At 71.5% G+C, this 25,189-nt stretch carries 28 protein-coding genes; 17 read left to right on the top strand and 11 right to left on the bottom strand.

Translation table 11 applies throughout. The features are described from left to right. Window positions 1–158: 158 nt before the first annotated feature. Entirely contained in the window at window positions 159–1,463 is a 1,305-nt protein-coding gene (locus ACFYQ6_RS00265; RefSeq protein ID WP_361580443.1) for a hypothetical protein, read from the top strand. Window positions 1,464–1,494: 31 nt separating this feature from the next. Here the strand turns inward: ACFYQ6_RS00265 and ACFYQ6_RS00260 are convergent, their stop codons facing one another. Continuing rightward, on the bottom strand, window positions 1,495–1,905 hold the full coding sequence (locus tag ACFYQ6_RS00260) for a VOC family protein (RefSeq protein WP_361580370.1): 411 nt from the start codon (window positions 1,903–1,905) through the stop codon (window positions 1,495–1,497). Window positions 1,906–2,203: 298 nt separating this feature from the next. Here ACFYQ6_RS00260 and ACFYQ6_RS00255 point away from each other — a divergent pair, with 298 nt between their 5' ends. From ACFYQ6_RS00255 to ACFYQ6_RS00245, 3 genes are all read left to right on the top strand, one after another. Next, complete coding sequence (locus tag ACFYQ6_RS00255) at window positions 2,204–3,802, top strand: ABC-F family ATP-binding cassette domain-containing protein (protein WP_361580372.1); 1,599 nt, start codon at window positions 2,204–2,206, stop codon at window positions 3,800–3,802. Window positions 3,803–4,162: 360 nt separating this feature from the next. Further along, window positions 4,163–4,384, top strand: a complete 222-nt coding sequence (locus ACFYQ6_RS00250; RefSeq protein ID WP_361580374.1) for a helix-turn-helix domain-containing protein — start codon at window positions 4,163–4,165, stop codon at window positions 4,382–4,384. A 150-nt stretch (window positions 4,385–4,534) separates the two neighbouring features. Continuing rightward, a complete protein-coding gene (locus ACFYQ6_RS00245) occupies window positions 4,535–5,326 on the top strand; it encodes an enoyl-CoA hydratase/isomerase family protein (protein ID WP_361580376.1) in 792 nt (263 codons plus the stop codon). Window positions 5,327–5,544: 218 nt separating this feature from the next. On the opposite strand, the gene ACFYQ6_RS00240 is transcribed toward ACFYQ6_RS00245, so the two are convergent. Continuing rightward, window positions 5,545–6,243: a hypothetical protein gene (locus ACFYQ6_RS00240; protein WP_361580378.1), complete on the bottom strand. Its 699-nt coding sequence runs from the start codon at window positions 6,241–6,243 to the stop codon at window positions 5,545–5,547. 93 nt (window positions 6,244–6,336) lie between these two features. Here ACFYQ6_RS00240 and ACFYQ6_RS00235 point away from each other — a divergent pair, with 93 nt between their 5' ends. The 5 genes from ACFYQ6_RS00235 to amaP are packed head-to-tail and all read left to right on the top strand — an operon-like array spanning window position 6,337 to window position 8,672. Further along, entirely contained in the window at window positions 6,337–6,831 is a 495-nt protein-coding gene (locus ACFYQ6_RS00235; protein WP_361580379.1) for an Asp23/Gls24 family envelope stress response protein, read from the top strand. Window positions 6,832–6,864: 33 nt separating this feature from the next. Then, window positions 6,865–7,056, top strand: a complete 192-nt coding sequence (locus ACFYQ6_RS00230; protein ID WP_145802599.1) for a hypothetical protein — start codon at window positions 6,865–6,867, stop codon at window positions 7,054–7,056. Continuing rightward, window positions 7,053–7,406 carry a hypothetical protein gene (locus tag ACFYQ6_RS00225; protein WP_361580381.1) on the top strand — a complete coding sequence of 118 codons (354 nt, stop codon included), beginning with the start codon at window positions 7,053–7,055 and terminating at the stop codon, window positions 7,404–7,406. Before ACFYQ6_RS00230 ends, ACFYQ6_RS00225 begins: the two co-directional genes overlap by 4 nt. Further along, window positions 7,403–8,089, top strand: coding sequence for a DUF6286 domain-containing protein (locus ACFYQ6_RS00220; protein WP_388759413.1), 687 nt, complete (start codon window positions 7,403–7,405; stop codon window positions 8,087–8,089). Before ACFYQ6_RS00225 ends, ACFYQ6_RS00220 begins: the two co-directional genes overlap by 4 nt. A gap of 4 nt (window positions 8,090–8,093) precedes the next feature. After that, window positions 8,094–8,672 (top strand): alkaline shock response membrane anchor protein AmaP, encoded by a 579-nt coding sequence (gene amaP, locus ACFYQ6_RS00215; RefSeq protein ID WP_361580383.1) that lies wholly within the window; start codon window positions 8,094–8,096, stop codon window positions 8,670–8,672. Between the two features lie 167 nt (window positions 8,673–8,839). Here amaP and ACFYQ6_RS00210 read toward each other — a convergent pair whose 3' ends face one another. The 5 genes from ACFYQ6_RS00210 to ACFYQ6_RS00190 all read right to left on the bottom strand — a co-directional run bounded on the left by ACFYQ6_RS00210 (window position 8,840) and on the right by ACFYQ6_RS00190 (window position 13,630). Beyond that, complete coding sequence (locus ACFYQ6_RS00210) at window positions 8,840–9,595, bottom strand: SDR family oxidoreductase (protein WP_361580385.1); 756 nt, start codon at window positions 9,593–9,595, stop codon at window positions 8,840–8,842. A gap of 4 nt (window positions 9,596–9,599) precedes the next feature. Further along, complete coding sequence (locus ACFYQ6_RS00205) at window positions 9,600–11,393, bottom strand: glycoside hydrolase family 15 protein (protein ID WP_388759410.1); 1,794 nt, start codon at window positions 11,391–11,393, stop codon at window positions 9,600–9,602. A 72-nt stretch (window positions 11,394–11,465) separates the two neighbouring features. Then, window positions 11,466–12,260 (bottom strand): SURF1 family protein, encoded by a 795-nt coding sequence (locus tag ACFYQ6_RS00200; RefSeq protein WP_388759407.1) that lies wholly within the window; start codon window positions 12,258–12,260, stop codon window positions 11,466–11,468. 68 nt (window positions 12,261–12,328) lie between these two features. Then, window positions 12,329–12,562 carry a hypothetical protein gene (locus ACFYQ6_RS00195; RefSeq protein WP_073747930.1) on the bottom strand — a complete coding sequence of 78 codons (234 nt, stop codon included), beginning with the start codon at window positions 12,560–12,562 and terminating at the stop codon, window positions 12,329–12,331. Between the two features lie 63 nt (window positions 12,563–12,625). Then, window positions 12,626–13,630 (bottom strand): DEDDh family exonuclease, encoded by a 1,005-nt coding sequence (locus ACFYQ6_RS00190; protein ID WP_361580391.1) that lies wholly within the window; start codon window positions 13,628–13,630, stop codon window positions 12,626–12,628. Between the two features lie 142 nt (window positions 13,631–13,772). On the opposite strand from ACFYQ6_RS00190, the gene ACFYQ6_RS00185 reads away from it, so the two are divergent. The 4 genes from ACFYQ6_RS00185 (at window position 13,773) to ACFYQ6_RS00170 (ending at window position 17,386) form a co-directional block, all read left to right on the top strand. After that, window positions 13,773–14,492, top strand: a complete 720-nt coding sequence (locus ACFYQ6_RS00185) for a VIT family protein (RefSeq protein WP_388759404.1) — start codon at window positions 13,773–13,775, stop codon at window positions 14,490–14,492. 177 nt (window positions 14,493–14,669) lie between these two features. Further along, entirely contained in the window at window positions 14,670–15,644 is a 975-nt protein-coding gene (locus ACFYQ6_RS00180) for a sterol desaturase family protein (RefSeq protein ID WP_361580394.1), read from the top strand. Then, window positions 15,641–16,321, top strand: a complete 681-nt coding sequence (locus ACFYQ6_RS00175; RefSeq protein ID WP_388759401.1) for a lysoplasmalogenase — start codon at window positions 15,641–15,643, stop codon at window positions 16,319–16,321. Before ACFYQ6_RS00180 ends, ACFYQ6_RS00175 begins: the two co-directional genes overlap by 4 nt. 21 nt (window positions 16,322–16,342) lie before the next feature. Continuing rightward, window positions 16,343–17,386, top strand: coding sequence for a zinc-dependent alcohol dehydrogenase family protein (locus tag ACFYQ6_RS00170; RefSeq protein WP_361580398.1), 1,044 nt, complete (start codon window positions 16,343–16,345; stop codon window positions 17,384–17,386). Between the two features lie 65 nt (window positions 17,387–17,451). Here ACFYQ6_RS00170 and ACFYQ6_RS00165 read toward each other — a convergent pair whose 3' ends face one another. Continuing rightward, entirely contained in the window at window positions 17,452–18,981 is a 1,530-nt protein-coding gene (locus tag ACFYQ6_RS00165) for a S8 family serine peptidase (RefSeq protein ID WP_361580400.1), read from the bottom strand. A 302-nt stretch (window positions 18,982–19,283) separates the two neighbouring features. Here ACFYQ6_RS00165 and ACFYQ6_RS00160 point away from each other — a divergent pair, with 302 nt between their 5' ends. The 3 genes from ACFYQ6_RS00160 to moaA all read left to right on the top strand — a co-directional run bounded on the left by ACFYQ6_RS00160 (window position 19,284) and on the right by moaA (window position 22,458). After that, window positions 19,284–19,649 (top strand): DUF485 domain-containing protein, encoded by a 366-nt coding sequence (locus ACFYQ6_RS00160; protein WP_356736449.1) that lies wholly within the window; start codon window positions 19,284–19,286, stop codon window positions 19,647–19,649. Next, window positions 19,646–21,283: a cation acetate symporter gene (locus ACFYQ6_RS00155; protein ID WP_361580402.1), complete on the top strand. Its 1,638-nt coding sequence runs from the start codon at window positions 19,646–19,648 to the stop codon at window positions 21,281–21,283. The genes ACFYQ6_RS00160 and ACFYQ6_RS00155 overlap by 4 nt, the downstream gene beginning before the upstream one ends. A 185-nt stretch (window positions 21,284–21,468) precedes the next feature. Then, on the top strand, window positions 21,469–22,458 hold the full coding sequence (gene moaA, locus ACFYQ6_RS00150; protein WP_361580404.1) for a GTP 3',8-cyclase MoaA: 990 nt from the start codon (window positions 21,469–21,471) through the stop codon (window positions 22,456–22,458). On the opposite strand, the gene ACFYQ6_RS00145 is transcribed toward moaA, so the two are convergent. Continuing rightward, the gene (locus ACFYQ6_RS00145; protein WP_145802628.1) at window positions 22,441–22,689 is read right to left on the bottom strand and encodes a hypothetical protein; all 249 of its coding nucleotides are present in this window, start codon (window positions 22,687–22,689) and stop codon (window positions 22,441–22,443) included. The two genes, moaA and ACFYQ6_RS00145, sit on opposite strands and share 18 nt — an antisense overlap. 219 nt (window positions 22,690–22,908) lie before the next feature. Further along, entirely contained in the window at window positions 22,909–23,295 is a 387-nt protein-coding gene (locus ACFYQ6_RS00140; RefSeq protein ID WP_361580406.1) for a DUF3099 domain-containing protein, read from the bottom strand. Window positions 23,296–23,508: 213 nt separating this feature from the next. On the opposite strand from ACFYQ6_RS00140, the gene ACFYQ6_RS00135 reads away from it, so the two are divergent. Continuing rightward, entirely contained in the window at window positions 23,509–23,793 is a 285-nt protein-coding gene (locus tag ACFYQ6_RS00135; protein ID WP_361580408.1) for a GlsB/YeaQ/YmgE family stress response membrane protein, read from the top strand. A 75-nt stretch (window positions 23,794–23,868) separates the two neighbouring features. Here ACFYQ6_RS00135 and tyrS read toward each other — a convergent pair whose 3' ends face one another. After that, on the bottom strand, window positions 23,869–25,137 hold the full coding sequence (gene tyrS, locus ACFYQ6_RS00130; RefSeq protein ID WP_361580410.1) for a tyrosine--tRNA ligase: 1,269 nt from the start codon (window positions 25,135–25,137) through the stop codon (window positions 23,869–23,871). Window positions 25,138–25,189 lie beyond the last annotated feature (52 nt).

Below are 25,189 nucleotides of genomic sequence, written 5' to 3'. Positions count from 1 at the left end.
TGACCCTGCCCCGAGGCCCTTCCAAGCCCGGTGACACAGCTTCCGTTTGGGCTTTCGGCCCGTCAGAGGCAAGACTGCTCCTCGTGACGTCCCGTACCCCGCGCGACTCCAGGCTGCGACTTGTCCGCCCACGACCCCAGGCGACCGCCCGCAAGGCCGTGTCGACCCGGCGCACCAGGCCGGCCCCCCGCCCACCGGAGGGCACCCCGCCCCCGGCGGAACTGGCACGCCAGGCCAGGGCCGTACTGGCCGACGCGGTGCGGATCGCGCACTGGGCGGCTGACGGCAGGAGCCCCGGGTCCGCCCCGCTCGCCGCGCAGGCCCTGCGACGGGCCGCCTCCGCGCTGGACCTCTCCCCGGCCCAGGTGCTGGCCGGCTGGGACCGGGCCAGGCTGGCCGGGCTCATCGAACTCCACGGCGACACCGCCCGCCCCGGCTGGCGGCTCCGGGCCTGGGACCGGGACGACTCCGCCGTGCTCCGCGGCTGGGTGGCGCTCTTCGACGCCTGGTCGCTCGTCCACGCCTCGCCCGAGGGCATCGAGGCCACCGCGGTGGCCGAGGCCGTCGAGGCGGTTCCCCAGGTCCTCTCGCTCCTCCAGCTCTCGGCCGGCCCCGTCACCGTGCCCGCGCTCCTGGACCTGCTGGGCCAGCGGGTCGCGGAACTCCACGAGGAGCGGTGCGAGGTGCCGTACGGGCCGCAGGAGCAGTCCACCCCGGCGGACGCCGACGGGCAGCCCGCCGACCTCAACGCGCTGCTGCTCGACTGGGCGCTCGAAGGCCTCGCCTCCGTCGGCGCCCTCACGCTCGGCGCCGGGCACGCCACCCTGACCCCGCTGGGCAACTGGGCGGTCTGGGTCAAGCTGGAGCAGATCTGCGTCGCGGCCCAGAGCCCGGCCGGCAACATCGAGCAGTCCGCGGCCGACATGCTGCTCGGCTGCGCACGGCTCACCCCCGGCCCGGCCCGCGCGGAGTACCGGGCCTGGCTCGCCGCCCGCCCCGTCGGCAGCGCGGTCGCCGAACTGCTCGCCGTCGCACGGGGCGAGGACGCCCTGCTGCGCGGTCTCGCCTTCGAGGCGCTGCGCGTCGTCGGCGCCCCCGCCGAGCCCGTCGTCCGCTCCGTCGTCTCCGAGGCGCCCCTGCGGCCGTACGCGCTGCTCTGGCTCGCCGAGTACGAGGGCACCGACCCGGACGACGCCCAGGACGTGCTGAGCCGGGAGGAGGCCACCTGGCTCTGGGTCGACACCGCCGCGGCCGTCGCCGACCACGGCGAGACCGGACTGCTGGTCAGGCACCTCGACTCCGCGGTCCAGGGCACGGTGCCCGCGCTCCTGGACGAGGTGCGGGCCGTCGGCCACCCGCGCACGGTCCAGGTGCTCGTCGCCCTGGCCGCCGCCCATCCGGACCCCGCCCTCGCCAAGGCCGTACGCCGCGCCGCCTTCCAGGTGCACACCGGCGGGGCGTGACCGGCGGGAGCCCGGCGCGGCCCCGGGGGACTCAGCCCGAGGACCCCGGGGCGTAGGTCCCGAAGCTCCAGACGTTGCCCTCCGCGTCCCGCGCCATGTAGTCCCGCGAGCCGTAGTCCTGATCGGTGGGCGGCATCAGGATCTCCACGCCGTGCTCCACGGCCCGGGCGTGGTGCTCGTCCACCTCGTCCACGACGACGTAGACCGCCGCGGGCCCGGCACCCGCCATCGCCTTGGCGAAGACGCCCTCGCCCCCCTTCGACCCGAGCATCACCCTGCCGTTCCCGCAGGCCAGCTCGGCGTGCATCACGCTCCCGTCGTCCCCCTCGTGAACCGCTTCCTCCGTGAAACCCAGGGCCTCGGTCAGCACCCGGATCGCGGCCTTCGCGTCGTCGTACAGAAGCGCCGGATACACCGTGGGGACACCGTCCGTGCGTGCCATCGCGCTCACTCTCCTCGCGCCGATGCGATGTGATCTGCGTCTCAGTCTTCCACCGGCTGCCGGAGCCGTCAGCCGAAGGCGCCGCGGCGGCCGCGTCGTCCGTGCGGAAGCGGTATCGGCTGGTCCGGTACGGGATGCCGGGGCAGGGACGCGTCGCGACGGCTGCGGGGAGCACGCGGAGAAGCAGGTGGACACCGCCAGTAGACTGAGTGCCATGGCAATTCTCCTTGTGCATTAGACGGCGTCGAGTCGTGAGTCCGCTGTCCCTCCGCCGTCCATACCGCCCTGGAGTATTTCCGTGATCACCGCCTCCGGCATCGAGCTGCGTGCCGGCGCCCGCATCCTCATCGAGTCCGCCTCCTTCCGTATCGCCAAGGGCGACCGCATCGGCCTGGTCGGCCGCAACGGCGCGGGCAAGACCACCCTCACCAAGTGCCTGGCGGGCGAGGGAAACCCGGCCGGCGGCACCATCACGAGCAGCGGCGAGGTCGGCTACCTCCCGCAGGACCCGCGCACCGGTGACCTCGAAGTGCTCGCGCGCGACCGCATCCTCTCGGCCCGCGGGCTCGACGAGATCCTGCGCAGGATGCGGGAGAACGAGGAGCGGATGGCGAACGGCAAGGGCGCCACCCGCGAGAAGGCGATGAAGAAGTACGAGCGCCTGGAGACCGAGTTCCTCACCAAGGGCGGGTACGCCGCCGAGGCCGAGGCCTCCACCATCGCCGCCGCGCTCAGCCTGCCGGACCGGGTGCTCGGTCAGCCGCTGCACACGCTCTCCGGTGGTCAGCGCCGCCGTGTCGAGCTGGCCCGCATCCTCTTCTCGGACGCCGACACCCTGCTCCTCGACGAGCCGACCAACCACCTCGACGCGGACTCGATCGTCTGGCTGCGCGACTACCTCAAGTCCTACCGCGGCGGCTTCATCGTGATCTCCCACGACGTCGAGCTCGTGGAGACCGTGGTCAACAAGGTGTTCTACCTCGACGCCAACCGCGCGCAGATCGACATCTACAACATGGGCTGGAAGCTCTACCAGCAGCAGCGCGAGGCCGACGAGAAGCGCCGCAAGCGCGAGCGCCAGAACGCCGAGAAGAAGGCGGCGGCCCTCAACTCCCAGGCCGACAAGATGCGCGCCAAGGCGACCAAGACCGTCGCCGCCCAGAACATGGCCAAGCGCGCCGAGCGCCTCCTCTCCGGTCTGGAGGCCGTCCGGGTCTCCGACAAGGTGGCCAAGCTGCGCTTCCCGGAACCCTCTCCCTGCGGCAAGACCCCGCTGATGGCCGAGGGACTCTCCAAGTCCTACGGCTCGCTCGAGATCTTCACCGACGTGGACCTGGCCATCGACAAGGGCTCCCGCGTCGTCATCCTCGGCCTCAACGGCGCCGGCAAGACGACGCTGCTGCGGCTCCTGGGCGGCGCCGAGAAGCCCGACACCGGCCAGGTCATCGAGGGGCACGGACTCAAGCTCGGCTACTACGCGCAGGAGCACGAGACCCTCGACCCGGAGCGCACCGTCCTGGAGAACATGCGCACCGCGGCGCCCGACCTCGATCTCGTCGAGGTCCGCAAGACGCTCGGTTCGTTCCTCTTCTCGGGTGACGACGTCGACAAGCCCGCCGGAGTGCTCTCCGGTGGCGAGAAGACCCGGCTCGCCCTGGCCACCCTGGTCGTCTCGTCCGCCAACGTGCTGCTGCTCGACGAGCCGACGAACAACCTCGACCCCGCCAGCCGCGAGGAGATCCTCGGGGCCCTGCGCACGTACAAGGGCGCGGTCGTCCTCGTCACCCACGACGAGGGTGCGGTCGAGGCGCTCCAGCCGGAGCGGATCATCCTGCTCCCCGACGGGGTCGAGGACCTCTGGGGTGCGGACTACCGGGACCTGGTCGCCCTCGCCTGAGCCCTTCGGGGACCTCCCGGGCGGGTGCGGTGCCCGGTGATCCAACGCGTATGGATCATTCGGCCCATCGGTGATCCATCATCTGGGTGAGGGGGTCTCGTACCCCGGCGCGGCGCCCGGCAGATAGCTGCCGGGCGCACCCATTTCGGGCGTACTCACGCCTTACGGCCCTGACCTGGCTGTTTTTCTCGCTGCCCGTTCCGGAAGGCCTCCGGGACCCTTGGGAGCCCTGGATTCCGCTTGTGTCGGACCGTCTCGGGGTGCGGAATCCTCTCGTACGGACCTTGCCGAATGGGTGGCCAGGAAGCCCAGGAGGGGTGATCATGAGAGTCCAGAGCGCACTTCCTTGAGGAGGCACGGGTGGCCGAGACTCTGAAGAAGGGCAGCCGGGTTACCGGCGCCGCGCGTGACAAGCTCGCGGCAGACCTGAAGAAGAAGTATGACTCCGGTGCGAGCATCCGGGCGCTGGCCGAGGAAACCGGCCGCTCCTACGGATTCGTCCACCGGATGCTCAGCGAGTCCGGAGTCACGCTGCGGGGACGCGGCGGAGCGACTCGCGGCAAGAAGGCCGCTGGGGCCTGACGGCGGGCAGCGGTCAGGGACGGGCGCACGCCCCGCCCTGGAGACTCACCGGAACGGGGTGACCACCCGGCCGATCGGCAGATCGTCCGGGTGGTTACTGTTCAGTTACTTGCCAGTAAGTGCTGACTGCACCCGATCCGGAGGCGCTCCATGACCTCGCTCGACTCTGTGCTCGACAAGGACGGCGTACGGCTCACCGTCGAAGACGCGGTTGCCACGGTGACGCTCACCAACCCGGCCAAGCGCAACGCTCAGTCTCCCGCTCTGTGGCGGGCGTTGGCAGAGGCCGGAAGGGCACTCCCGGGGAGCGTGCGGGTCGTCGTGCTGCGCGGTGAGGGCAAGTCCTTCTCCGCCGGCCTCGACCGGCAGGCGTTCACCCCCGAGGGCTTCGACGGCGAGCCGTCCTTCCTCGACATGGCGCGCGGCCCGGAGGCCGAACTCGACGCGACCATCGCCGAGTACCAGGAGGCGTTCACCTGGTGGCGCCGCAACGACATCGTCTCCGTCGCGGTCGTCCAGGGACACGCGATCGGTGCCGGCTTCCAGCTCGCCCTCGCCTGCGATCTGCGGATCGTCGCCGAGGACGTGCAGTTCGCCATGCGTGAGACCAGCCTCGGTCTCGTCCCCGACCTCACGGGCACCCACCCCCTGGTCAACCTCGTGGGATACGCCCGCGCACTCGAGATCTGCGCCACCGGCCGCTCCGTGCACGCCGAGGAGGCCGAGCGCACCGGCCTGGCGAACCTGGTGGTGCCCGCGGACCAGCTCGACGCCGCCGCACGCGACCTCGCCGCCGCCCTGCTCGCCGCACCCCGTGACGCGGTCGTCGAGACCAAGGCACTGCTGAGCGGCGCGGTCTCGCGTACGTACGAGGAGCAGCGCACCGCCGAGCGTGCCGCCCAGGGCCGCCGTCTGCGCGACCTCGCGGGCATCTCGGACTGACTCGCGGGCATCTCGAACCGGACGGACCTGACGGATCTGACGGACCTGACGGACGGGGCGGACGGGGCGGACTGAACGGACGGGGCGGACCTGACGGACGGACCCGACCGGACGGCCGAGCCTGTGTCCCCGAGCCGCGCGGCCGGGGCCGGGCACGCCCTGCCCCTCGCCGCGCGGCTCGGGGCAGGCGGTGGGCCGCGGCCGTCACCCCGCCGCTGTCATTCCCGGTCCACGACAGCCGTGACCAGCACGGCGACGCCCGGGCGGCCTTCGACCGCCCCGGTCACCGCCCCGCGCACGGCCTGGGCCACGTCGAGTGCCCGGTGGTCCCCGGCGGTCGCGAGCTCCACCCGGACGTGGCCGTCCGTGTGCTGAACGGCGCCACCCAGCACGCGGGTCAGCGCGACCACGCCGGGGACGCCGGCCGCCGCCACCCCCGCGGCCCCTTCCGGTTCCGCCGCACGGACCTCGGACGGCGGCTCCCCGCCCGCGACGGGTTCCTCCTCCAGCAGCTCCGTCACCCGCAGGTCCACCTCGTCGACGACCAGGCCGAGCCGCTGTGCCGCCGCCGCCAGCAGAGCCGCCCGCAACGCGTCCGCGGTTACGGTCAGTGGCCGCCGGGCCGTGGCGGCGAAGCCGGCCTCGATGCGCAGAGGGCCGGGCGGGAGCGCGCTGGGAGGCGCGGGCACCACCGGCTCCGGCGCCTCGCAGGCCTCGTCGGCGGGGCCGATCCTCAGCGTCCCCAGCACCGCGCCCGAACCGGAGGCGGCGCCGCGCAACACCGCTTCCGCCGCCTTTTCCGCGATCCAGGAACCGTCCCCGGGACCACCCAGAGGCAGCAGTCTGCCCAGTCCGAGCCGCAGGCGTACCGCGGAGGTCCATCCATCGGCCCGGTACGGGCCGTCAGCCGTTGTCATTGCTCCACCCTGCCCCATCCGTGGCGCGGGACCGGGCAAGCGCACTTACTGTGGGCAACGGAAGTTCCAACCGCCCCGAAGGGAAGAGCGGCGATGACCGAGACCCCACAGCGGAACCGGCCCGAGAACCCCGGCAGTGCGTCCGGCGGGGACGAGGGCAGGCAGAGCCAGTTCAGCAAGCGCGGAGGCGGCGCTCCCGGGACCCGGGGGCGCACCACCATCGCCGACGGCGTGGTCGAGAAGATCGCCGGAATGGCCGCACGTGACGTGGCCGGTGTCCATGTGATGGGCGGCGGCCTCTCCAGGACCTTCGGAGCGATGCGCGACCGTGTCCCCGGCGGCGGCAGGTCCGTGTCCCGCGGTGTCAAGGCGGAGGTCGGTGAATCGCAGACCGCCCTCGACCTGGAGATCGTCGTCGTCTACGGGGTGTCGATCAGCGAGGTGGCCGCCGACGTACGCGAGAACGTCATCGCGGCGGTCGAGCGGATGACCGGTCTGGAAGTGGTCGAGGTCAACATCGCCGTGAGCGACGTGAAGCTGCCCGACGAGGAGGACGACGAGGACGAATCCGAGTCACGCGTTCAGTAGCCCCCCCCACGCGCGGCAGTTGAGGAGCACAAGATGAGCATGGCTGTGGTCGGCCTGGTGGCCGGCATGGCGCTCGGTTTCGCCGGTTACTTCGGCGGCTTCGGGGCCTTTCTGCTGGTGGCCGCACTGGGCGCGGTCGGCTTCATCGCCGGCCGCCTCCTGGACGGCGACCTCGAACCCGGCGACTTCTTCAGGCGCCGCGATCGCGGCGACCGGCGACGGTGACGGCGGTGACAGGCCGGGTCGACGCCGCCGAGCGCGGGCAGACCCGGATCGCCGACCGGGTCGTAGCGAAGATCGCCGCGCAGGCGGCGATGGAGGCCGTGGACGAGCGGCCCAAGGGCGCCGCCTCCCCGCGCGCCACCGTCACCGTGCACCGCGACACGGCGCGCGTGCGGGTCAGCCTCGACCTGGCCTACCCCTGTGACATCGGCCGTCAGTGCGGTGCGGTGCGTCGTCGCATCGCCGAGCGGGTGAGATCACTGGCGGGGATGGAGGCGCCCGAAGTGGCGGTGCAGGTCGAACGGCTGCACGCACAGGGAACGGGCACCACACCGGGGGGGAGCATCCGATGAGCGAGTCCCAGGACCCGGAGAACAGCACGCGCCGCCTGCCCACGGTGGAGCCGGCACCCTCCGGTGGCGTAATCGAGAGGGACCGGTCCCGGTCGGGCTCGACCTACGAGGCCGCTGGCGCGGCGCAGCGGACGGGCGGCCGTGCGGGCCGCTTCTGGTCCGGGCGCAGAGTCCCTGCCGCGCTGGTCGCCCTGATCGTCCTCGGTGGCAGCGGACTCCTGCTCTACGACATCGCGGCGGTCCGCGCCGACCACCCGGCCATGCAGTGGCGGCGCACGGTCGCCGACGACCTGGCGAGCCGTCACCTCGACGACGTGTGGGTGCTCGCGGGATCCGCCCTCGCGGCTGCTCTCGGGCTCTGGCTGCTCGTCCTGGCCCTCACCCCAGGACTGCGCAAGCTGCTGCCCATGCGCCGCGAACACCCGGAGGTCCGGGCTGGTCTCGACCGGAACGCCGCGGCACTCGTGCTGCGTGACCGGGCCGTGGAGGTGGCCGGGGTACAGGCCGTACGGGTCAAGATGAAGCGCCACAAGGCGAGCGTGCGGGCCGCCTCGCACTTCCGTGAACTCGACGACGTCAAGGCCGACCTGGAAACCGTCGTGTCCACGGCGATCAGTGATCTGGGCCTGGCGCGGCCGCCAGGCCTCTCCGTGCGCGTCCACCGGCCGGCGAGGAAGGGATGACCCCGTGATCGGAACCGTCAACCGGGTCCTGCTCGGCCTGGCAGGGCTGGTCCTGCTCGCCGTCGGCGGCGCCGTCCTCGTGTCGGGCCTCGGCCTGTCCCTGCCCTCCTGGTGGCCCTGGGGCGGCACGGACGACGTGCTGCTCAGCAGGTCCGACCGGACCAGGTGGCGGGACGAGGGCTGGTGGTGGCCCACCGTCATCGCCGTCCTGGCCGTCCTGGTGGTCCTGGCGCTGTGGTGGTTCCTGGCCCAGCTGCGCCGCAGGCGCCTAGCCGAGGTGCTGGTGGACAGCGGCGACGGAGAGGGAGCGCTGCTGCGCGGCAGGGCGCTGGAGGGCGTACTCGGCGTCGAGGCGGCCCGGTTGGACGGCGTCGCCGACGCGAAGGCCACGCTCACCGGTCGGCGTACCGCCCCGCGGGCCAGGGTCCGCATGCAGATGGAGCCGCACGCGTCTCCCGGGCTGGCGCTGCGAGGCCTCTCCGAGGGGGCGCTGACCCACGCGCGGACCTCGGCCGGGCTGGACGAGCTGCCCGCCGAGGTCCGTCTGAAGGCGGTCAAGCACCGCGCGGAGCGGGTGACCTGACGCCGGACCGCCCGCGAGGCGGTCTCGGAACCGCGCTGAGGGCGGCCGCCGCCGACGGCCCGCAGCCCGGTCTCGGAAACCGTGCCGCGCGCCACCGGCGAGGGCGAGGCGGTGGTCTCGGGGACCGCGCGGCGGGCGGCCCCGTCGACCGCCCGCAGCGCCCGGTCTCAGAAGCCGTGCCGCGCGCCACCGTCGACGGGCACCATGATGCCCGTCAGGTAGGAGGCGGCCGGGGAGAGCAGGAAGGCCGAGGTCTTCCCGAACTCCTCCGGGGTGCCGTAGCGGCGCAGCGGGATGCGTGCCTCGTTGGCGGTGCGGGACGCCTCCGCGTCGCCGGACAGGGCGTCGAGCTCGCGCACCCGGTCCGTGTCGATCCGCGACGGCAGCACTCCCACGACCCGGATGCCGCGCGGGCCCAGCTCGTCGGCGAGCGACTTGGCGAAGCCGGCGAGGCCGGGGCGCAGGCCGTTGGAGATGGTCAGACCGGCGATCGGCTCGTGCACCGATCCGGACAGGACGAAGCCGATGACCCCGCCCTCGCCGAGTGCCTCGGCCGCCGTACGGGCCAGCCGGACGGCGCCGAGGAAGACCGACTCGAACGCCGACTGCCACTGATCGTCCGTGTTGTCGGCCAGGAAGCCCGGCGCGGGCCCGCCGACGCTGATGAGGATGCCGTCCAGCCTGCCGAAGCGTTCCTTCGCCGCGTCCACAAGACGCCGGGCGGCCAGCGGGTCGGCGTTGTCCGCGCCGATGCCGATCGCGTCGGCACCCAGCTCGGCGGCGGCCTCGACGGCGCTCTTCTCGTCACGGCCGGAGATGATCACCTTCGCCCCGTCGGCGGCCAGAGCGCGCGCGGTGGCGTTTCCGAGCCCGCGGGTCGCGCCGGTGACGATGTACACACGGTCCTTCAGTCCAAGATCCATGGGCCTATCCTGCCAAGTCCTCACCGGCGAGGTCGACCGCGCTGTTCACCAGGCCGACGTGGCTGAACGCCTGCGGGTAGTTGCCGAGCTGGCGCGCGGCCCCCGGGTCGTACTCCTCGGCCAGCAGCCCTACGTCGTTGCGCAGCTCCAGCAGCCGGCCGAACAGCTCCTCGGCCTCCTCCCTGCGCTCCGTCCGCAGCAGGGCGTCGACCAGCCAGAACGAGCACGCGAGGAAGGCGCCCTCGTCGCCGGGCAGACCGTCCACCGACGCGCCCTCGGTGCTGTAGCGGCGGATCAGGCCGTCGTGGGCGAGCTCGTCGCGCACCGCGTCGACCGTTCCGATCACCCGGGGGTCGTCGGGCGGCAGGAAGCCGGTGCGCACGATCAGCAGGGTCGAGGCGTCCAGGTCCTGGGAGCCGTAGTACTGGGTGAAGGTGTTGCGCACGGGGTCGTAGCCCTTGTCGCAGACCTCCGCGTGCACGGCGTCCCGCATGGCCCGCCAGCGGTCGGCGTCGCCCGGGAGCTCGGGGTTCTCCTCCAGGGTGCGTACCGCGCGGTCGGCCGCGACCCAGGCCATGACCTTGGAGTGCACGAAATGGCGGCGCTGACCGCGGACCTCCCACAGGCCCTCGTCCGGCTCGCGCCAGGTGGACTCCAGGAAGCCGAGCAGGCTGAGCTGCAGGTTCCAGGCGTGCGGCTTGTCGTCGAGCCCGGCGGTGCGGGCCACCCTGAGCGAGTCGATGACCTCGCCGTAGACGTCGAGCTGCCGTTGCCGCACCGCCGCGTTGCCCGTACGGACCGGCAGGGAGTTCTCGTACCCCCTGAGCCAGGGCAGCTCCGTCTCCGGGAGTCTGCGCTCGCCAGCGAGGCCGTACATGATCTGGAGGTCCGCGGGGTCACCGGCCACGGCGCGCAGGAGCCAGTCCCGCCATGCCGCCGCCTCCTCCAGGTATCCGGCCGAGATCATGGCTCCCAGGGTGAGCGTGGAGTCCCGCAGCCAGCAGTAGCGGTAGTCCCAGTTCCGTACGCCTCCGATCTCCTCCGGGAGCGAGGTCGTGAGCGCGGCGACGATTCCGCCGGTGGGGGCGTAGGTGAGCGCCTTCAAGGTGATCAGGGAGCGCAGCACCGCCTCTCTGTGCGGGCCGTGGTAGGTGCAGCGGGCCGACCACTTCGCCCAGTCGGTGAGGGTGTGCTTCAGCGCTTTGTGCGGATCGATCAGCTTCGGCCGGGGGGAGTGCGAGGGGTGCCAGGTCAGGACGAAGGCCACGGAATCGCCCTCGGAGACCGTGAAGGAGGAGCAGGTGCTGAACTGCTGGCCCCAGGTCTTGACCGGCGGTTCGCTGCGCAGCCAGACGGAGTCGGGGCCGGCCACCGCCACCCGGTGTCCGTGCGAACGGCGCATCCACGGGACCACGGAGCCGAAGTCGAAGCGGAGCCGCAGGACGGAGCTCATGTCGACGCTGCCGCTGACGCCCTGCACGATCCGCATGACGTCGGGAGCCTTGTCACGCTGCGGCATGAAGTCGACGACCTTGACCGTCCCGGTCCTGGTCTCCCAGTAGGTCTCCAGGACCAGGGAGTCGTCCACGTAACCGCGCCGGGTGCAGGTCTCCGTGCTGTGCGTGCCCTGGGGGGCGATGCGCCAGTGGCCGTTGTCCTCGTCACCGAGCAGGGCCGCGAAGCAGGCGCCCGAGTCGAAGCGGGGCAGGCACAACCAGTCGACAGAACCGTTCCTGCCGACCAGGGCGGCCGTCTGGAGATCGCCGATGAGGGCGTAGTCCTCGATGCGTGGGGTCACGCTCTGGCGTCTTCCCGAACCTGGGCTCCGCTAAGCAGCGAAACGGGTGGGAACAGGCGTCGCGACGCCTGTCTAGGCGGTGGCCGGCTCCGGCTCCTGTGCCGTCTCGCCGTCGGCGGCGGCCTGGGCCCGGTCGTGCTTCTCGCGGCGTACGAGAATCACCCAGCCGACAGGGACACCCGCGGCGAAGAGCCACCACTGGACGGCGTACGCCATGTGCGGGCCGATGGAGCCGTCGTCGGGGGCGGCGATCGTCTCGGGACTGCCGCCGGCCGGTTCGGGGCTCGTCAGCTCCAGGTAACCGCCCAGGACGGGACGGCCGAGCAGGTGCGACTGCTGGGCGCTGTTGATCAGCATCACCTGACGGTCCGGCAGGCCCTGAAGGTCCTTGATGCCGCTGGCGCTCGTCGTCTCGTCCGCCTTGAGCCGGCCCGCGACGGTGACCTCGCCGCCGGGCGGCGGAGGAACCTCGGGGTAGGCCTGCTGGTCCGTCGCGGCGGGGACCCAGCCGCGGTTGACCAGGACGGTGCCGCCGCCCTTGAGGTCCAGCGGGGTCAGCACCAGTACGCCGATGCGTTCGTCCCGCGAGGTGCGGCGCCGTACGACGACCTCGTGCTCGGTGTCGAAGGTCCCGGTCGCCGTCACCGCCTTCCAGTAGTCGGAGCGCGGGACCGTGTGGCCGGGCGAGGTCACCCGGGCCACCGGGACGGGCTCCGCCTCGAGGTTCCGTGTGATGAGCGCGTTCTGCTCGACCCGGTGTTCATGCCGGTGGAGCTGCCAGAAACCCAGCTCGACCATCGTGGGAATCATGGCCAGGACGAGGAGGGTGAGAATCACCCACTGCCGGGTCATCAGGAAGCGGTACACCCCATGACCGTACAACCGGCGTCATGGGGTGCGGCACGGAGGGTGCCCCGTGCGGAGGGAGCGGACCGTCACACTTTGTCCACGATGCCCGCCCTCCCCTCGGCGCGGGCGCAGTGGCCGCCGCAGTACCAGTGGCCGTCGACCTCGACGCCCTGGCCGATGACCTGGACCCGGCAGTGCTCACAGATGGGCGCCATGCGGTGGATGGCGCAGGAGAAGCAGTCGAACACGTGCACCGCGCCCTGCGCGTGCACCTCGAAGGACATCCCGTAGTCGTTTCCGCAAACCTCGCAACGTGCCATGCGCCACAGGGTGGGACGCATGAGGGCGGCGGGCGAGCGGATGCCGGGCGAGTCGCCCCCGGTTCACTCCGATGACGGTGACGGCCTCGGTACGACGACCGACTTCGCGGGGGCCACATCCCTCAGCAGATGGGTGAAGGCGCTCTCCTCCAGGATCGGCGTGCCGAAGGACTTCGCCTTCACCGTCTTGGAGGTCACCGAGTCCGGATCGTTGGTCACCAGCAGGCTCGTCAGCCGCGACACGCTGGTCGCCACATGCAGGCCGGCCTCCACGGCCCGGTCCTCCAGGAGCTCCCGGTCGACGGAGGTGTCCCCGGAGAACGCCACCCGCATGCCCTGCATGAGGGGTTTGTCCGATTCGTAGCGTCCCGGGTTCGGATACGGGCACGCCGGACGCTTGCGCGAGGGACGCCAGCTCTGCGACGGCGAGGGCCGGTAGCCGGCGCGAGGGGTGACCGGGGAGTCGTACCACTCCGTCAGGGGACGGCACTCCAGCAGCGGCAGGCGCACACCACCCCGGGCCGCCGCGTGCAGGCTCGGACGGAACGCCTCGGCCAGCACCCTGGCGTCGTCGAGCGCGTGGTGCGCGCGCTGCTGCACCACACCGAAGTGCGCGGCCAGCGACTCCAGCTTGTGGTTGGGCAGGGGGAGCCGGAGCTCCTTGGACAGCGCGATGGTGCACAGCCGCTGCTCGACGGGCGCGGTGACCGCCGCGCGTGCGTACTCCCGGGCGATCATCGACCAGTCGAACGCGGCGTTGTGGGCGACCAGCACCCGACCGGCCAGCCGCTGCGACAACTCCGCCGCGACCTCCGGGAAGAGCGGCGCGCCCTCCAGGACGTCGCTGGTCAGCCCGTGGATCCAGACGGGGCCGGGGTCGCGCTCCGGATTCACCAGCGTGTACCAGTGATCCTCGACGTCACCCTGGGCGTCCAGCCGGTAGACGGCGGCGGACACTATCCGGTCGTCGCGGGCGAGTCCGGTGGTCTCCACGTCGACGACCGCGTACCCCTGGGGATACGCGGCCGGCCACGGCGCTGCGGTCTGACGGTCGTCGAGCATGGTCACAGAGAATACGGGCCGGGACCGACAGTGACCTATCCGGGCGGTTGTGTCCCTGAACCCGGTGGCCCGGACGAGCAGTTGGCCGGTACCCGGAAAACGCGGGTCGTGGGTGCCGTCGGGGAGCGGGCGGTGAGACGCTCCCGGCATGACGGAGAGACAGGCGCAGGCACACGACGAACCCCACGGGGCCGGGCTCGGCACCCGGCTCAACTGGCTGCGGGCGGCGGTGCTCGGGGCGAACGACGGAGTGGTCTCCACGGCGGGCCTGGTCGTCGGCGTGGCCGGGGCCACCGGTGCACGTTCCACCCTGCTGACGGCGGGCCTGGCCGGGCTGCTCGCGGGATCCATGTCGATGGCGGCGGGCGAGTACGTCTCGGTGTCCACCCAGCGCGACTCCGAGAGGGCCGCCCTGGCGACCGAGACCCGGGAGCTGGAGGATGCCCCGGAGGCCGAGCTCGCCGAACTGACCGGGCTGCTGGAGCAGAAGGGGCTGAGCAGCGGGCTCGCCCGGGAGGCCGCCGTCCAGCTGACGCGGCGCGACGCGCTGCGCGCCCACGCGGAGGTCGAGCTGGGCATCGACCCGGACGAGCTCACCAACCCGTGGCACGCCGCGGGAGCGAGCTTCCTGGCCTTCACCGTCGGCGCGCTGCTGCCCCTCCTCGCGATCGTGCTGCCGCCCACCTCGATCCGGCTCCCCGTCACGGTGGTCTCGGTCCTCGCGGCCCTGGCCCTCACCGGCTGGTGGAGTGCCCGGCTCGGCGAGGCACCGGCCGGGCGCGCGGTCCTGCGGAACATGGCCGGGGGAGCCGTCGCCATGGGGGTGACCTACGGGGCGGGGGTGCTGCTCGGGGCGGCGGGGGTGTGAGGACGGACGGACCGCTCCGGCCCGCGGGGGCGGCCCTTCACCCCGGCGTCACACGTGCCGGGCCCCGGCCGACGCGCCCGTTGGCGGAAACTGCCAAACACTCATGACAGCGTGTCTCACATACTTGTCGGTAACAACATCTATGCCCGGCACCTCCGGCGGCCCTACGGTGCACGCATGGAGCCGAACCTGCCCGACGTCGTGCTGTGGTCGATCCCGGCCTTCGTCCTGCTCACCGTCGTCGAGATGGCCGTCCACCGGCTTCACCCGGACGAGGAGGCCGCCGGGTACGACGCCAAGGACGCCGCCACCAGCGTCACCATGGGCCTCGGCAGCCTGGCCTTCGACCTGCTGTGGAAGATACCCGTCGTGGCGATCTACGCGGCGGTGCACGAACTGACCCCGCTGCGCGTCCCCGTCCTGTGGTGGACGATCCTGCTCATGCTCCTGGCCCAGGACTTCTTCTACTACTGGTCGCACCGGGGCCACCACGTCATCCGGATCCTCTGGGCCTGCCACGTCGTCCACCACTCCAGCCGGAAGTTCAACCTCACCACCGCGCTGCGCCAGCCCTGGACCTCGCTCACCTCCTGGCCCTTCTACCTGCCGCTCATCGCGCTGGGCGTGCACCCGGCCGCGCTCGCCTTCTGCTCGTCGGCGAACCTCGTCTACCAGTTCTGGGTGCACACCGAGCGGATCGACAAGCTGCCCAGGCCCTTCGAGTACGTCCTCAACACGCCCTCCCACCACCGGGTGCACCACGCCTCCCAGGGCGGCTACCTGGACCGGAACTTCGGCGGGATCCTCATCCTCTGGGACCGGCTCTTCGGCTCGTTCGCGGGTGAGACCGAGCGGCCCGTCTTCGGGCTCACCAAGAACATCACCACCTACAACCCTCTCCGCGTCGCCACCCACGAGTACGTGGCCATCGCCCGCGACGTACGGGCGGCGGCCACCTGGAGCGAGCGGGCGGGCCGCGTCTTCCGGGGGCCGGGCTGGCAGCCCTCACCCACCGCCGGGACGGCTCCGCCCGTCGTACAGCCGCACGCCGCCGGGACGGCACCGGCCGTCGTGCAGCCGCACGCCGGGGGCGCCTCCGGGACGGCACCGGCCGTCGCCGCGCCGTCGCACGCAGCCGAGACCAGCGGATGACGCCGCGCTCCGGTGCGCCCCGGCTCGTGCGCCCGCTGCTCGTCGCCTTCCTGGCCGTCTCCGCCGTCCATCTGGCGGGGCTCCTCGCCGGGCCGGACGCCGTGCACGTGGCCACCAAGCCGCTGCTGATGCTCCTGCTCGCCGCCTACGCCGTGGCGCGCGGCGGCCCCTGGACACTGATCGCCGCGTTGCTGTGCGGCTGGGCGGGGGACGTGCTGCTGATGCCCGACGCGGAGCCCGCGTTCCTCGCCGGTATGGGCTTCTTCGCCGCCGGCCACGTCTGCTACCTCCTGCTCTTCGGCCGCGCCCCCGTGCGCCCGGTCACCGGCCTCGTGTACGCGGTCGTCCTCGTGAGCTTCGTCGTGCTCCTGTGGCCGGGGCTGCCGGGCGGGCTGCGCGTCCCCCTGACCGCGTACAGCCTGCTGCTCACGGCGATGGCGTGGCGGGCGGGCGTCCTCGGCCGGGGAGCCGCTGCGGGCGGCGCCCTCTTCCTGTTCTCCGACGCCCTCATCGCCACAGGCATCGCGGAATGGCCCCAGCTGCCCGCGCACGACTTCTGGATCATGCTGACCTACATCGCCGCGCAGTACCTGCTCACGCGGGGGGCGCTCGACGGAAGCGCGGATTCCACCGGCGCCGCCCCCGGGGCGTACCGTGAGAGGCGTATCAGAATCTGAGACCAGCGAGGTTCCCCACGCATGCGCGCCACAGTCATCCACGCCCCCCACGACATCCGCGTCGAGGAGGTGCCCGACCCCACGGTCCAGCAGCCGACCGACGTGGTCCTGCGGGTTCTGCGGGCCTGCATCTGCGGCAGTGACCTGTGGGCCTACCGGGGCGAGTCCGCCCGGCAGCCCGGGCAGCGCATCGGCCACGAGTTCCTCGGCGTCGTCGAGGAGGCCGGGGCCGGGGTCAACGGCTTCGCGGCCGGCGACCTCGTGGTGGCCCCGTTCGTCTGGTCCGACGGCACCTGCACCTACTGCGCCGAAGGGCTGACCACCTCCTGCCCCCAGGGAGGCTTCTGGGGATCGGTCGGCTCCGACGGCGGCCAGGGCGAGGCCGTGCGCGTCCCGTTCGCCGACGGCACCCTGGTCAAGCTCCCGGCCGCGGCCGCATCCGACGACCGGCTGCTCACCGCCCTCCTGGCGCTCTCCGACGTCCTGGGCACCGGCCACCACGCGGCGCTCGGCGCCGGCGTGCGGCCCGGCAGCACCGTGGCCGTCGTCGGTGACGGCGCGGTCGGCCTGTGCGGCGTCATGGCGGCCAAGCGGCTCGGCGCCGAGCGGATCATCGCGCTGGGCCGCCACCAGGCCCGGACCGACATCGCCCGCGCGTTCGGTGCCACGGACGTCGTCGCCGAGCGCGGCGACGACGCACTCGCCGCCGTGCACGAGCTGACCCGCGGCGAAGGCACCCACGGGGTGATCGAGGCGGTCGGCACCGAGCAGTCGATGCGTACGGCCCTCGCGATCGTGCGCGACGGCGGCTCCGTCGGTTACGTCGGCGTCCCGCACGGCAGCGGTACCGGGGTGGACCTCGGCGTCATGTTCGACCGCAACATCGCCCTGCGCGGCGGCGTCGCGCCCGTGCGTACGTACATCCCCGACCTGCTGCCCGACGTGCTGGACGGCACGATCGACCCGTCGCCCGTCTTCGACCTGACGGTCGGGCTGGACGGCGTGCCGGGCGGCTACAAGGCGATGGACGAGCGCACGGCGCTCAAGGTCCTCGTCAAGCCGTAGCCGGCGGGACGGAACACAGGAGGGGCCGGGGACAGCTGAGCTGTCCCCGGCCCCTCCCTCATGCCCTACTTGCGGACCGCGTCCAGCGCGTCCACGACACCGGCTCCGTAGAAGCCGTTGTACTGCGTGCCGCCCTCGCAGACCGCGTCGACGGTGCCGTCACCGTCGATGTCGTACGGCGCGCCGCACGCGGTGGCGTCGGCCTCGTGGGTCAGCAGCGCCTTCACCACCGCCGGCGAGGCGTGCGGGTGGGTCGACTTGATCAGGGCCGCGACGCCCGCGACGTGCGGGGACGCCATCGACGTACCGGCCTTGTAGTTGTAGCCGCCGCCCACCGTCGTCGACAGGATCAGACCGCTGACGGCCGGGGCCTCCGGCGTCTGGTAGCGCGTCGAGTCACCGCCCGGGGCGGCCACGTCGATGACACCGAGACCGTAGTTGGAGTACGAGGACTTCAGGCCCTTCGCACCGGTGGCGGCGACCGTCACGACACCCGGAAGCATGGTCGGGATGTCGGGGCAGGCGCTCGGGTCGACCGTGCGCGTGACCGGCGTCGTGTCGTTCGGGCTCGTCGAGTCCTCGATGGCGTCGAGGGCCAGATCGTGGTCGGAGTTCCCGGCCGCGGCGACGTTGACGACGCCCTTGCCCTCCGCGTAACGGGTGGCGCGGGTGATCGCGTCGACGAGCGCGCCCTGGTCGGGGTCGTTCTTGCAGTTGAACAGCCAGGGGTCCGTGTAATAGCTGTTGTTCGTCACGTCGACGCCGTGCTCGGCCGCCCAGACGAAGCCGCACACGACGGCCTCGGCGTAGAAGAAGCCGGCCGGCGTGGACACCTTGATGCCGGAGACCTTCACGCCGGGCGCGACGCCCGTGATGCCCGTACCGTTCTTCGCCGCGGCTATGGTGCCCGCGACGTGCGTGCCGTGGTCGCTCTCGCCGGCCGCGGGACGCCAGGCGCCGTCCGTGGTGTCCGGGGCTCCGGACACGCAGTTGACCGAGGCGTCACGGTCGAAGTTCGGGGCCAGGTCGGGGTGGGTGTCGTCCACGCCCGTGTCGATGACGGCGACCGTGACCTTGCTGCTGCCGAGCGACTTCTCGTGCGCCTTGTCCGCCTTGATGGCGGGCAGGTCCCACTGGAGGGGTTCGAGCGGGTCCTGGCCGGCCACGGCCTCGTCCGCCGCCGCCCGCGCCTGACCGGCGGTGAGGGGCTGCCCGACGCCGATGTCCTTCGTCGCCTGCGGGACGATCGGGTTGGTGCGCGTGGCGCCCGCCGACTGGACGCCCTTGGCCTTGCGGATCGTCGCGCCGAAGTCCGGGTTCTTCGAGTGGACGACGACGACGCCTATCTTGTCGTACGAGGTCACGACCGTTCCGCCGGCCGCGGCTATCGCCTTGCGGACCTGCTTGACGGTGCCGTGACCGGCCCTCGTGTTCACGACGTACGACAGCTGGGGGCCGTCTGCCGTCACCGCCGCCGGCTCCTCCGCGGGTGCGGCGGCCGCGGTCCCCGTCGGGAGGAAACCGAGCGAAGCCGTGAGCGCGAGTCCGACGGGCAGCGTGAGTACGCGTGTCCGTCTGGATGCCAGATGAGCCATGGGTTCTCCACATCATCCGTGCCAGTGGTCCGGACACAGGCGTGACCGGACCGGTACATGACCTGTGAAGTTATCGCTGATCTTCCCGGCACATCAATGAATACGGGCAAGTGAGTTCGAGGTGTGACCTCCGGGAGGCGCGTCCACGGGCCCACACCGGAGAAGACCGAACCTGCGGTGAACCGCTTCGCCGCGCTCTCCGTGCCGTTGCACAGGGAGCCGTGCACCAGCCCCGATCAGGCAGAGGACTCCCTGTGAAATCCACCGTGCCCACCACCGCACCCGCGTCGCGAGGAGAATCCGTGGCTACCGAAGCACCGCCGCCCCAGAAGCGTGAGGACGACAGCCCCGTCCAGCCCACGACCGAGGCGTTCCTCGAGGCGCAGAACAGCGCGGAGTTCACCGAACTGCGCCGCTCCCACCGTTCGTTCGCCTTCCCGCTGACCGTGGGCTTCATCGCCTGGTACCTGCTGTACGTGCTGCTGTCCAGCTATGCCGGCGACTTCATGGGCACCAAGGTCGTCGCCAACTTCAACGTGGCCTTCGTCTTCGGCCTCGCCCAGTTCGCCACCACTTTCCTCATCGCCTGGTTCTACTCGCGCCACGCCACGAACAAGCTCGACCCGCAGGCGGCGGCCATCAAGTCCCGTCTGGAGGCCGACGCATGAGCGCCGCGTACGAATCCCACGCCGTGATCCAGCTCGCCGCCTCCTCGACGACCGAGCACCGGCCGCTGATCATCACCCTCTTCGCGGTCTTCGTCGCCGCGACCCTGGGCATCACCGTCTGGGCGGGCCGGCAGACCAAGAGCGCGTCCGACTTCTACGCCGGCGGACGCCAGTTCACGGCCTTCCAGAACGGCCTCGCCGTCTCCGGCGACTACATGTCGGCGGCGTCCTTCCTCGGCATCGCCGGTGCCATCGCGCTCTTCGGCTACGACGGCTTCCTCTACTCCATCGGCTTCCTCGTCGCCTGGCTGGTGGCCCTGCTGCTCGTCGCCGAGCCGCTGCGGAACTCCGGCCGCTACACCATGGGCGACGTCCTCGCCTACCGGATGCGCCAGCGGCCGGTGCGTACCGCCGCCGGCGTCTCGACCATCGTCGTGTCGATCTTCTACCTGCTCGCCCAGATGGCCGGTGCGGGCGTACTCGTCGCCCTTCTGCTCGGTATCACCAGCGACGCCGGCAAGATCCTCATCGTCGCGCTGGTCGGCGTGCTCATGATCCTCTACGTCACCATCGGCGGCATGAAGGGCACCACCTGGGTCCAGATGGTCAAGGCCGTGCTGCTCATCGCGGGTGCGCTGCTGATGACCCTCATGGTGCTGTGGAAGTTCGACTTCAACGTCTCGGACCTGCTGGGCACCGCCGCGGAGAAGAGCGGTCACGGCGCGTCGTTCCTGGAGCCCGGCCTCAAGTACGGCGCCACCGACGTGTCGAAGCTGGACTTCATCTCGCTCGGCATCGCGCTGGTGCTCGGCACCGCGGGCCTGCCGCACATCCTCATCCGCTTCTACACCGTCCCGACCGCCAAGGCCGCCCGCAAGTCCGTGAACTGGGCCATCGGCATCATCGGCGCCTTCTACCTGATGACGATCGCCCTCGGCTTCGGCGCCGCGGCGCTCATCGGGCCCGAGGAGATCAAGGCGAAGAACCCGGCGGGCAACGCGGCCGCACCCCAGCTCGCCGAGTACCTCGGCGGGGTCGGCACCACCGGCGGCGCCATCATGCTCGCCGTCATCTCCGCCGTCGCCTTCGCGACGATCCTCGCCGTGGTCGCGGGCCTCACCCTCGCCTCCTCGTCCTCCTTCGCCCACGACATCTACGCCAACGTCATCCGCAAGGGGAAGGCGACCGAGAAGGAGGAGATGAGCGCGGCCCGCTGGGCCACCGTCGCCATCGGTGTCGTCTCCATCGGGCTCGGCGCGATGGCCCGCGACCTGAACGTCGCCGGACTCGTCGCCCTGGCCTTCGCCGTCGCCGCGTCGGCCAACCTGCCGACCATCCTGTACAGCCTGTTCTGGAAGCGCTTCACCACGCAGGGCGCCCTCTGGTCGATCTACGGCGGCCTCGCCTCGTCCGTCCTGCTGGTGCTCTTCTCCCCGGTCGTCTCCGGCAAGGCCACCTCCATGTTCCCGGACGTGGACTTCGCCCTCTTCCCCCTGGAGAACCCGGGCCTCATCTCCATCCCGCTGGGCTTCCTGCTCGGCTGGATCGGCTCGATCCTCTCCAAGGAGGTGCCGGACAAGGGCAAGTACGCCGAGCTCGAGGTCAAGTCCCTCACCGGCACCGGAGCCCACTGACCCGCACACCGGACCACCCGCGGAGCCCCGTCGCCACGACTGCGACGGGGTTCCGTCGTAGGGACCTACGACGGAACCCCGTCACACCTCGTGGCAACCGCGCACCCTGGATGTCACAGCTCTCGCGTAGTCTCGGAAGAGTCAGAAACCGCAACCGCGGACATCACCGGGGGAGGGGGCCCACAGTGCTCATCGACACCTACGGCCGGGTCGCCACCGACCTGCGTGTCTCACTGACCGACAAGTGCAATCTCCGCTGCACCTACTGCATGCCCGAAGAGGGCCTCCAGTGGCTCGGCAAGACCGAGCTCCTCAGCGACGACGAGATCGTCAGGCTCATCCGCATCGCCGTCACCGACCTCGGCATCAGAGAGGTCCGCTTCACCGGCGGCGAGCCCCTGCTGCGCCCCGGGCTGGTGTCGATCGTCGAGCGCTGCGCCGCACTGGAGCCCCGGCCGAAGATGTCCCTCACCACGAACGGCATCGGACTCAAGCGCACCGCGACGGCCCTGAAGGCCGCGGGTCTGGACCGGGTCAACGTCTCCCTGGACACCCTGCGCCCCGACGTCTTCAAGACGCTCACCCGCCGCGACCGTCACCAGGACGTACTCGACGGACTCCAGGCCGCCCGGGAAGCCGGACTCACCCCGGTCAAGGTCAACTCCGTCCTGATGCCCGGCCTCAACGAGGACGAGGCCCCCGACCTGCTCGCCTGGGCCGTCGAGCACGACTACGAGCTCCGCTTCATCGAGCAGATGCCGCTCGACGCCCAGCACGGCTGGAAGCGTGACGGGATGATCACGGCAGGCGACATCCTCGCCTCGCTGCGCACCCGGTTCACCCTCACCGAGGAAGGCGACGAGAAGCGCGGATCGGCCCCCGCGGAGCGCTGGACGGTGGACGACGGCCCGCACCGCGTCGGTGTCATCGCCTCCGTGACCAGGCCTTTCTGCCGCGCCTGCGACCGCACCCGGCTCACCGCCGACGGCCAGGTCCGCACCTGCCTCTTCGCCCGCGAGGAGACGGACCTGCGAGGCGCCCTGCGCTCCGACGCGCCGGACGAGGAGATCGCCAGGATCTGGAAGCTCGCCATGTGGGGCAAGAAGGCGGGCTCCGGACTCGACGACCCGTCCTTCCTCCAGCCCGACCGCCCGATGTCAGCGATCGGTGGATGAGGACTCCCACTCCCCGAGGGTGACGACATCCTTCAGGAACCCCCGCACCCCGAGGAACGAGGAGAGGTGCTCCCGGTGCTCCTCGCAGGCCAGCCACGTCTTGCGCCGCTCGGGGGTGTGGAGCTTCGGGTTGTTCCAGGCCAGTACCCACACGGCATCGGCGCGGCAGCCCTTGGCGGAGCAGACCGGCGCGCCCGAGGCGCTCTCGGCTGAAGTATCGGGGAAGTTCACGGCCTCAACCCTAAGGGTTCCCGGCCAGGGCGCCGCGGCGCATCCCCGCCGGAGAAAGGCGACGCCGAGCAGCCACGGGGGGAGCTGCCCGGCGTCGGTCCGTCGCTCCGACGGGGGATGCGGAGCGCTCCCGAAGTATGCCACGCGGACCGGGGTGCGGTGCACCGGAACGTCATGATTGATCTGAGCTTTTCTTGAGCTTCGGGCCCCGGCGCCGGGTCAGTCCGTGCCGCGGGGATCACCGGTACCGCCCGGCCGGTGAGGTTCCGCCACGGGCTCCTGGACCGGATCCCCGGGGCCGGCGGCGGCGGGAGTCCCGAGCGCGGGGCGCATCGGGGCGGGCACGAACGTCGACGGCAGCGAAGGGGCGTTCTCGCGACCGGCGTTGGCGATGACCACCGCGACATAAGGGAGCAGAACGCCCAACGCGAGCGCCACCACGGCCACATGCCTCTCGACGTTCCACAGCGTCGCGGCCAGCACCACGGACACGGTGCGCACGGACATCGAGATGATGTAGCGCCGTTGCCTGCCGCGCACGTCGTCGGCAAGTCCCTGCCGGGCGCCCGTGATACGGAAAACCTCCGGGCCGCTCTGCTTCCGCATCGTGATTCCACCACCAGATCTCTGTGCCGGACTTCGCCGGACGGCGCGGGTCCTACGGTACGCCCGGTGTCCGCAGGCTTCGAGACCGGGGCATGTCCCGTTCGTACCGGTCCGTGGTGCCCTGCCACGTACGGCCCTGTCCGGCATGCGGCGTACGTCCAGGGGGACGAGACTGGGCGGACGTGCGCACACCGCGCCGCACGAGGAGGCGATATGAGCTGGTTGTGGGCAATCATCGTAGGACTGGTGCTGGGTGTGATCGCGCGGGCGATCCTTCCCGGCAAGCAGGACATCCCCCTCTGGCTGACGGCGGTGTTCGGCATCCTCGGCAGCATCCTGGGCAACGCCGTGGCGTCCTGGATCGGCGTCAGGGACACCGAAGGGATCGACTGGATCCGGCACGTGCTCCAGCTGATCGGAGCCGTGGCCGTCGTCGGTGTCGGGGACATGCTCTGGCAGTCGATCAGGGGCAACAAGGGCAAGCGGCAGAGAACCTGAACCGGGTGTGACACAGCACCGCGGCCGGCCACGCGTCATGCGTGACCGGCCGCGGTGCTGTGCGGGGCCGGGACCTCAGCCCGCGACGACCTCGACGGCCGCCAGGTTCTTCTTGCCCCGGCGCAGGACCAGCCAGCGGCCGTGCAGCAGCTCCTCGGCGGCGGGGGCGCTCTCGCCGTCCGTGACCTTCACGTTGTTCACGTACGCCCCGCCCTCCTTGACCGTGCGGCGGGCGGCCGACTTGCTGGCGGACAGCCCGACCTCGACCAGGAGGTCCACCACCGGGCCCAGCTCGGCCACCTGGGCGTGCGGCACCTCGGACAGGGCCGCGCCGAGCGTCGCCTCGTCCAGCTCACCGAGATCGCCCTGCCCGAACAGCGCCTTCGACGCCGCGATGACCGCCGCGCACTGCGCGCCGCCGTGCACCAGCGTCGTCAGCTCCTCGGCCAGCGAACGCTGCGCCGAACGCGCCTGGGGACGCTCCTCGGTGAGCTTCTCCAGCTCCTCGAGCTCCTCACGGCTCTTGAAGCTGAGGATGCGCATGTACGTCGAGATGTCCCGGTCGTCCACGTTCAGCCAGAACTGGTAGAACGCGTACGGAGTCGTCATCTCCGGGTCCAGCCAGACGGCGCCGCTCTCGGACTTGCCGAACTTGGTGCCGTCGGCCTTCACCATCAGCGGGGTCGCCAGCGCGTGCACCTGGGCACCCGGCTCCAGGCGGTGGATCAGGTCGATGCCCGCGGTGAGGTTGCCCCACTGGTCGCTGCCGCCCTGCTGGAGCGTGCAGCCGTGGCGCCGGTACAGCTCCAGGAAGTCCATGCCCTGCAGGAGCTGGTAGCTGAACTCCGTGTAGCTGATGCCCTCCTGCGACTCCAGCCGTCGGGCCACCGAGTCCTTGGTGAGCATCTTGTTGACCCGGAAGTGCTTGCCGATGTCCCGGAGGAACTCGATCGCCGACAGGCCCGCGGTCCAGTCCAGGTTGTTCACCATCGTGGCGGCGTTCGGGCCCTCGAAGGTGAGGAAGGGCTCGATCTGCCCCCGCAGCCGCTGGACCCACGCGGCGATGGTCTCCGGGTCGTTCAGCGTGCGCTCCGCGGTGGGCCGCGGGTCACCGATCTGGCCGGTGGCCCCGCCCACCAGGGCGAGGGGCTTCAGCCCGGCGAGCTGGAGCCGCCGCATGGTGAGGACCTGGACCAGGTGGCCGACGTGCAGACTCGCCGCGGTCGGGTCGAACCCGCAATAGAAGGTGACCGGGCCGTCCGCGAGAGCCTTGCGCAGTGCGTCCTCGTCGGTGGACTGGGCGAACAGCCCACGCCACTTCAGCTCGTCGACGATGTCGGTCACGGTCGATTCTCTCCTCGGGGGGTTCGGGGTGTGCCGGTCCAGTCTAGGACGG

The organism is Streptomyces sp. NPDC005494, assembly GCF_042872025.1.
GTDB lineage: Bacteria > Actinomycetota > Actinomycetes > Streptomycetales > Streptomycetaceae > Streptomyces.
This window is presented reverse-complemented; position numbering and strand designations above follow the sequence as displayed.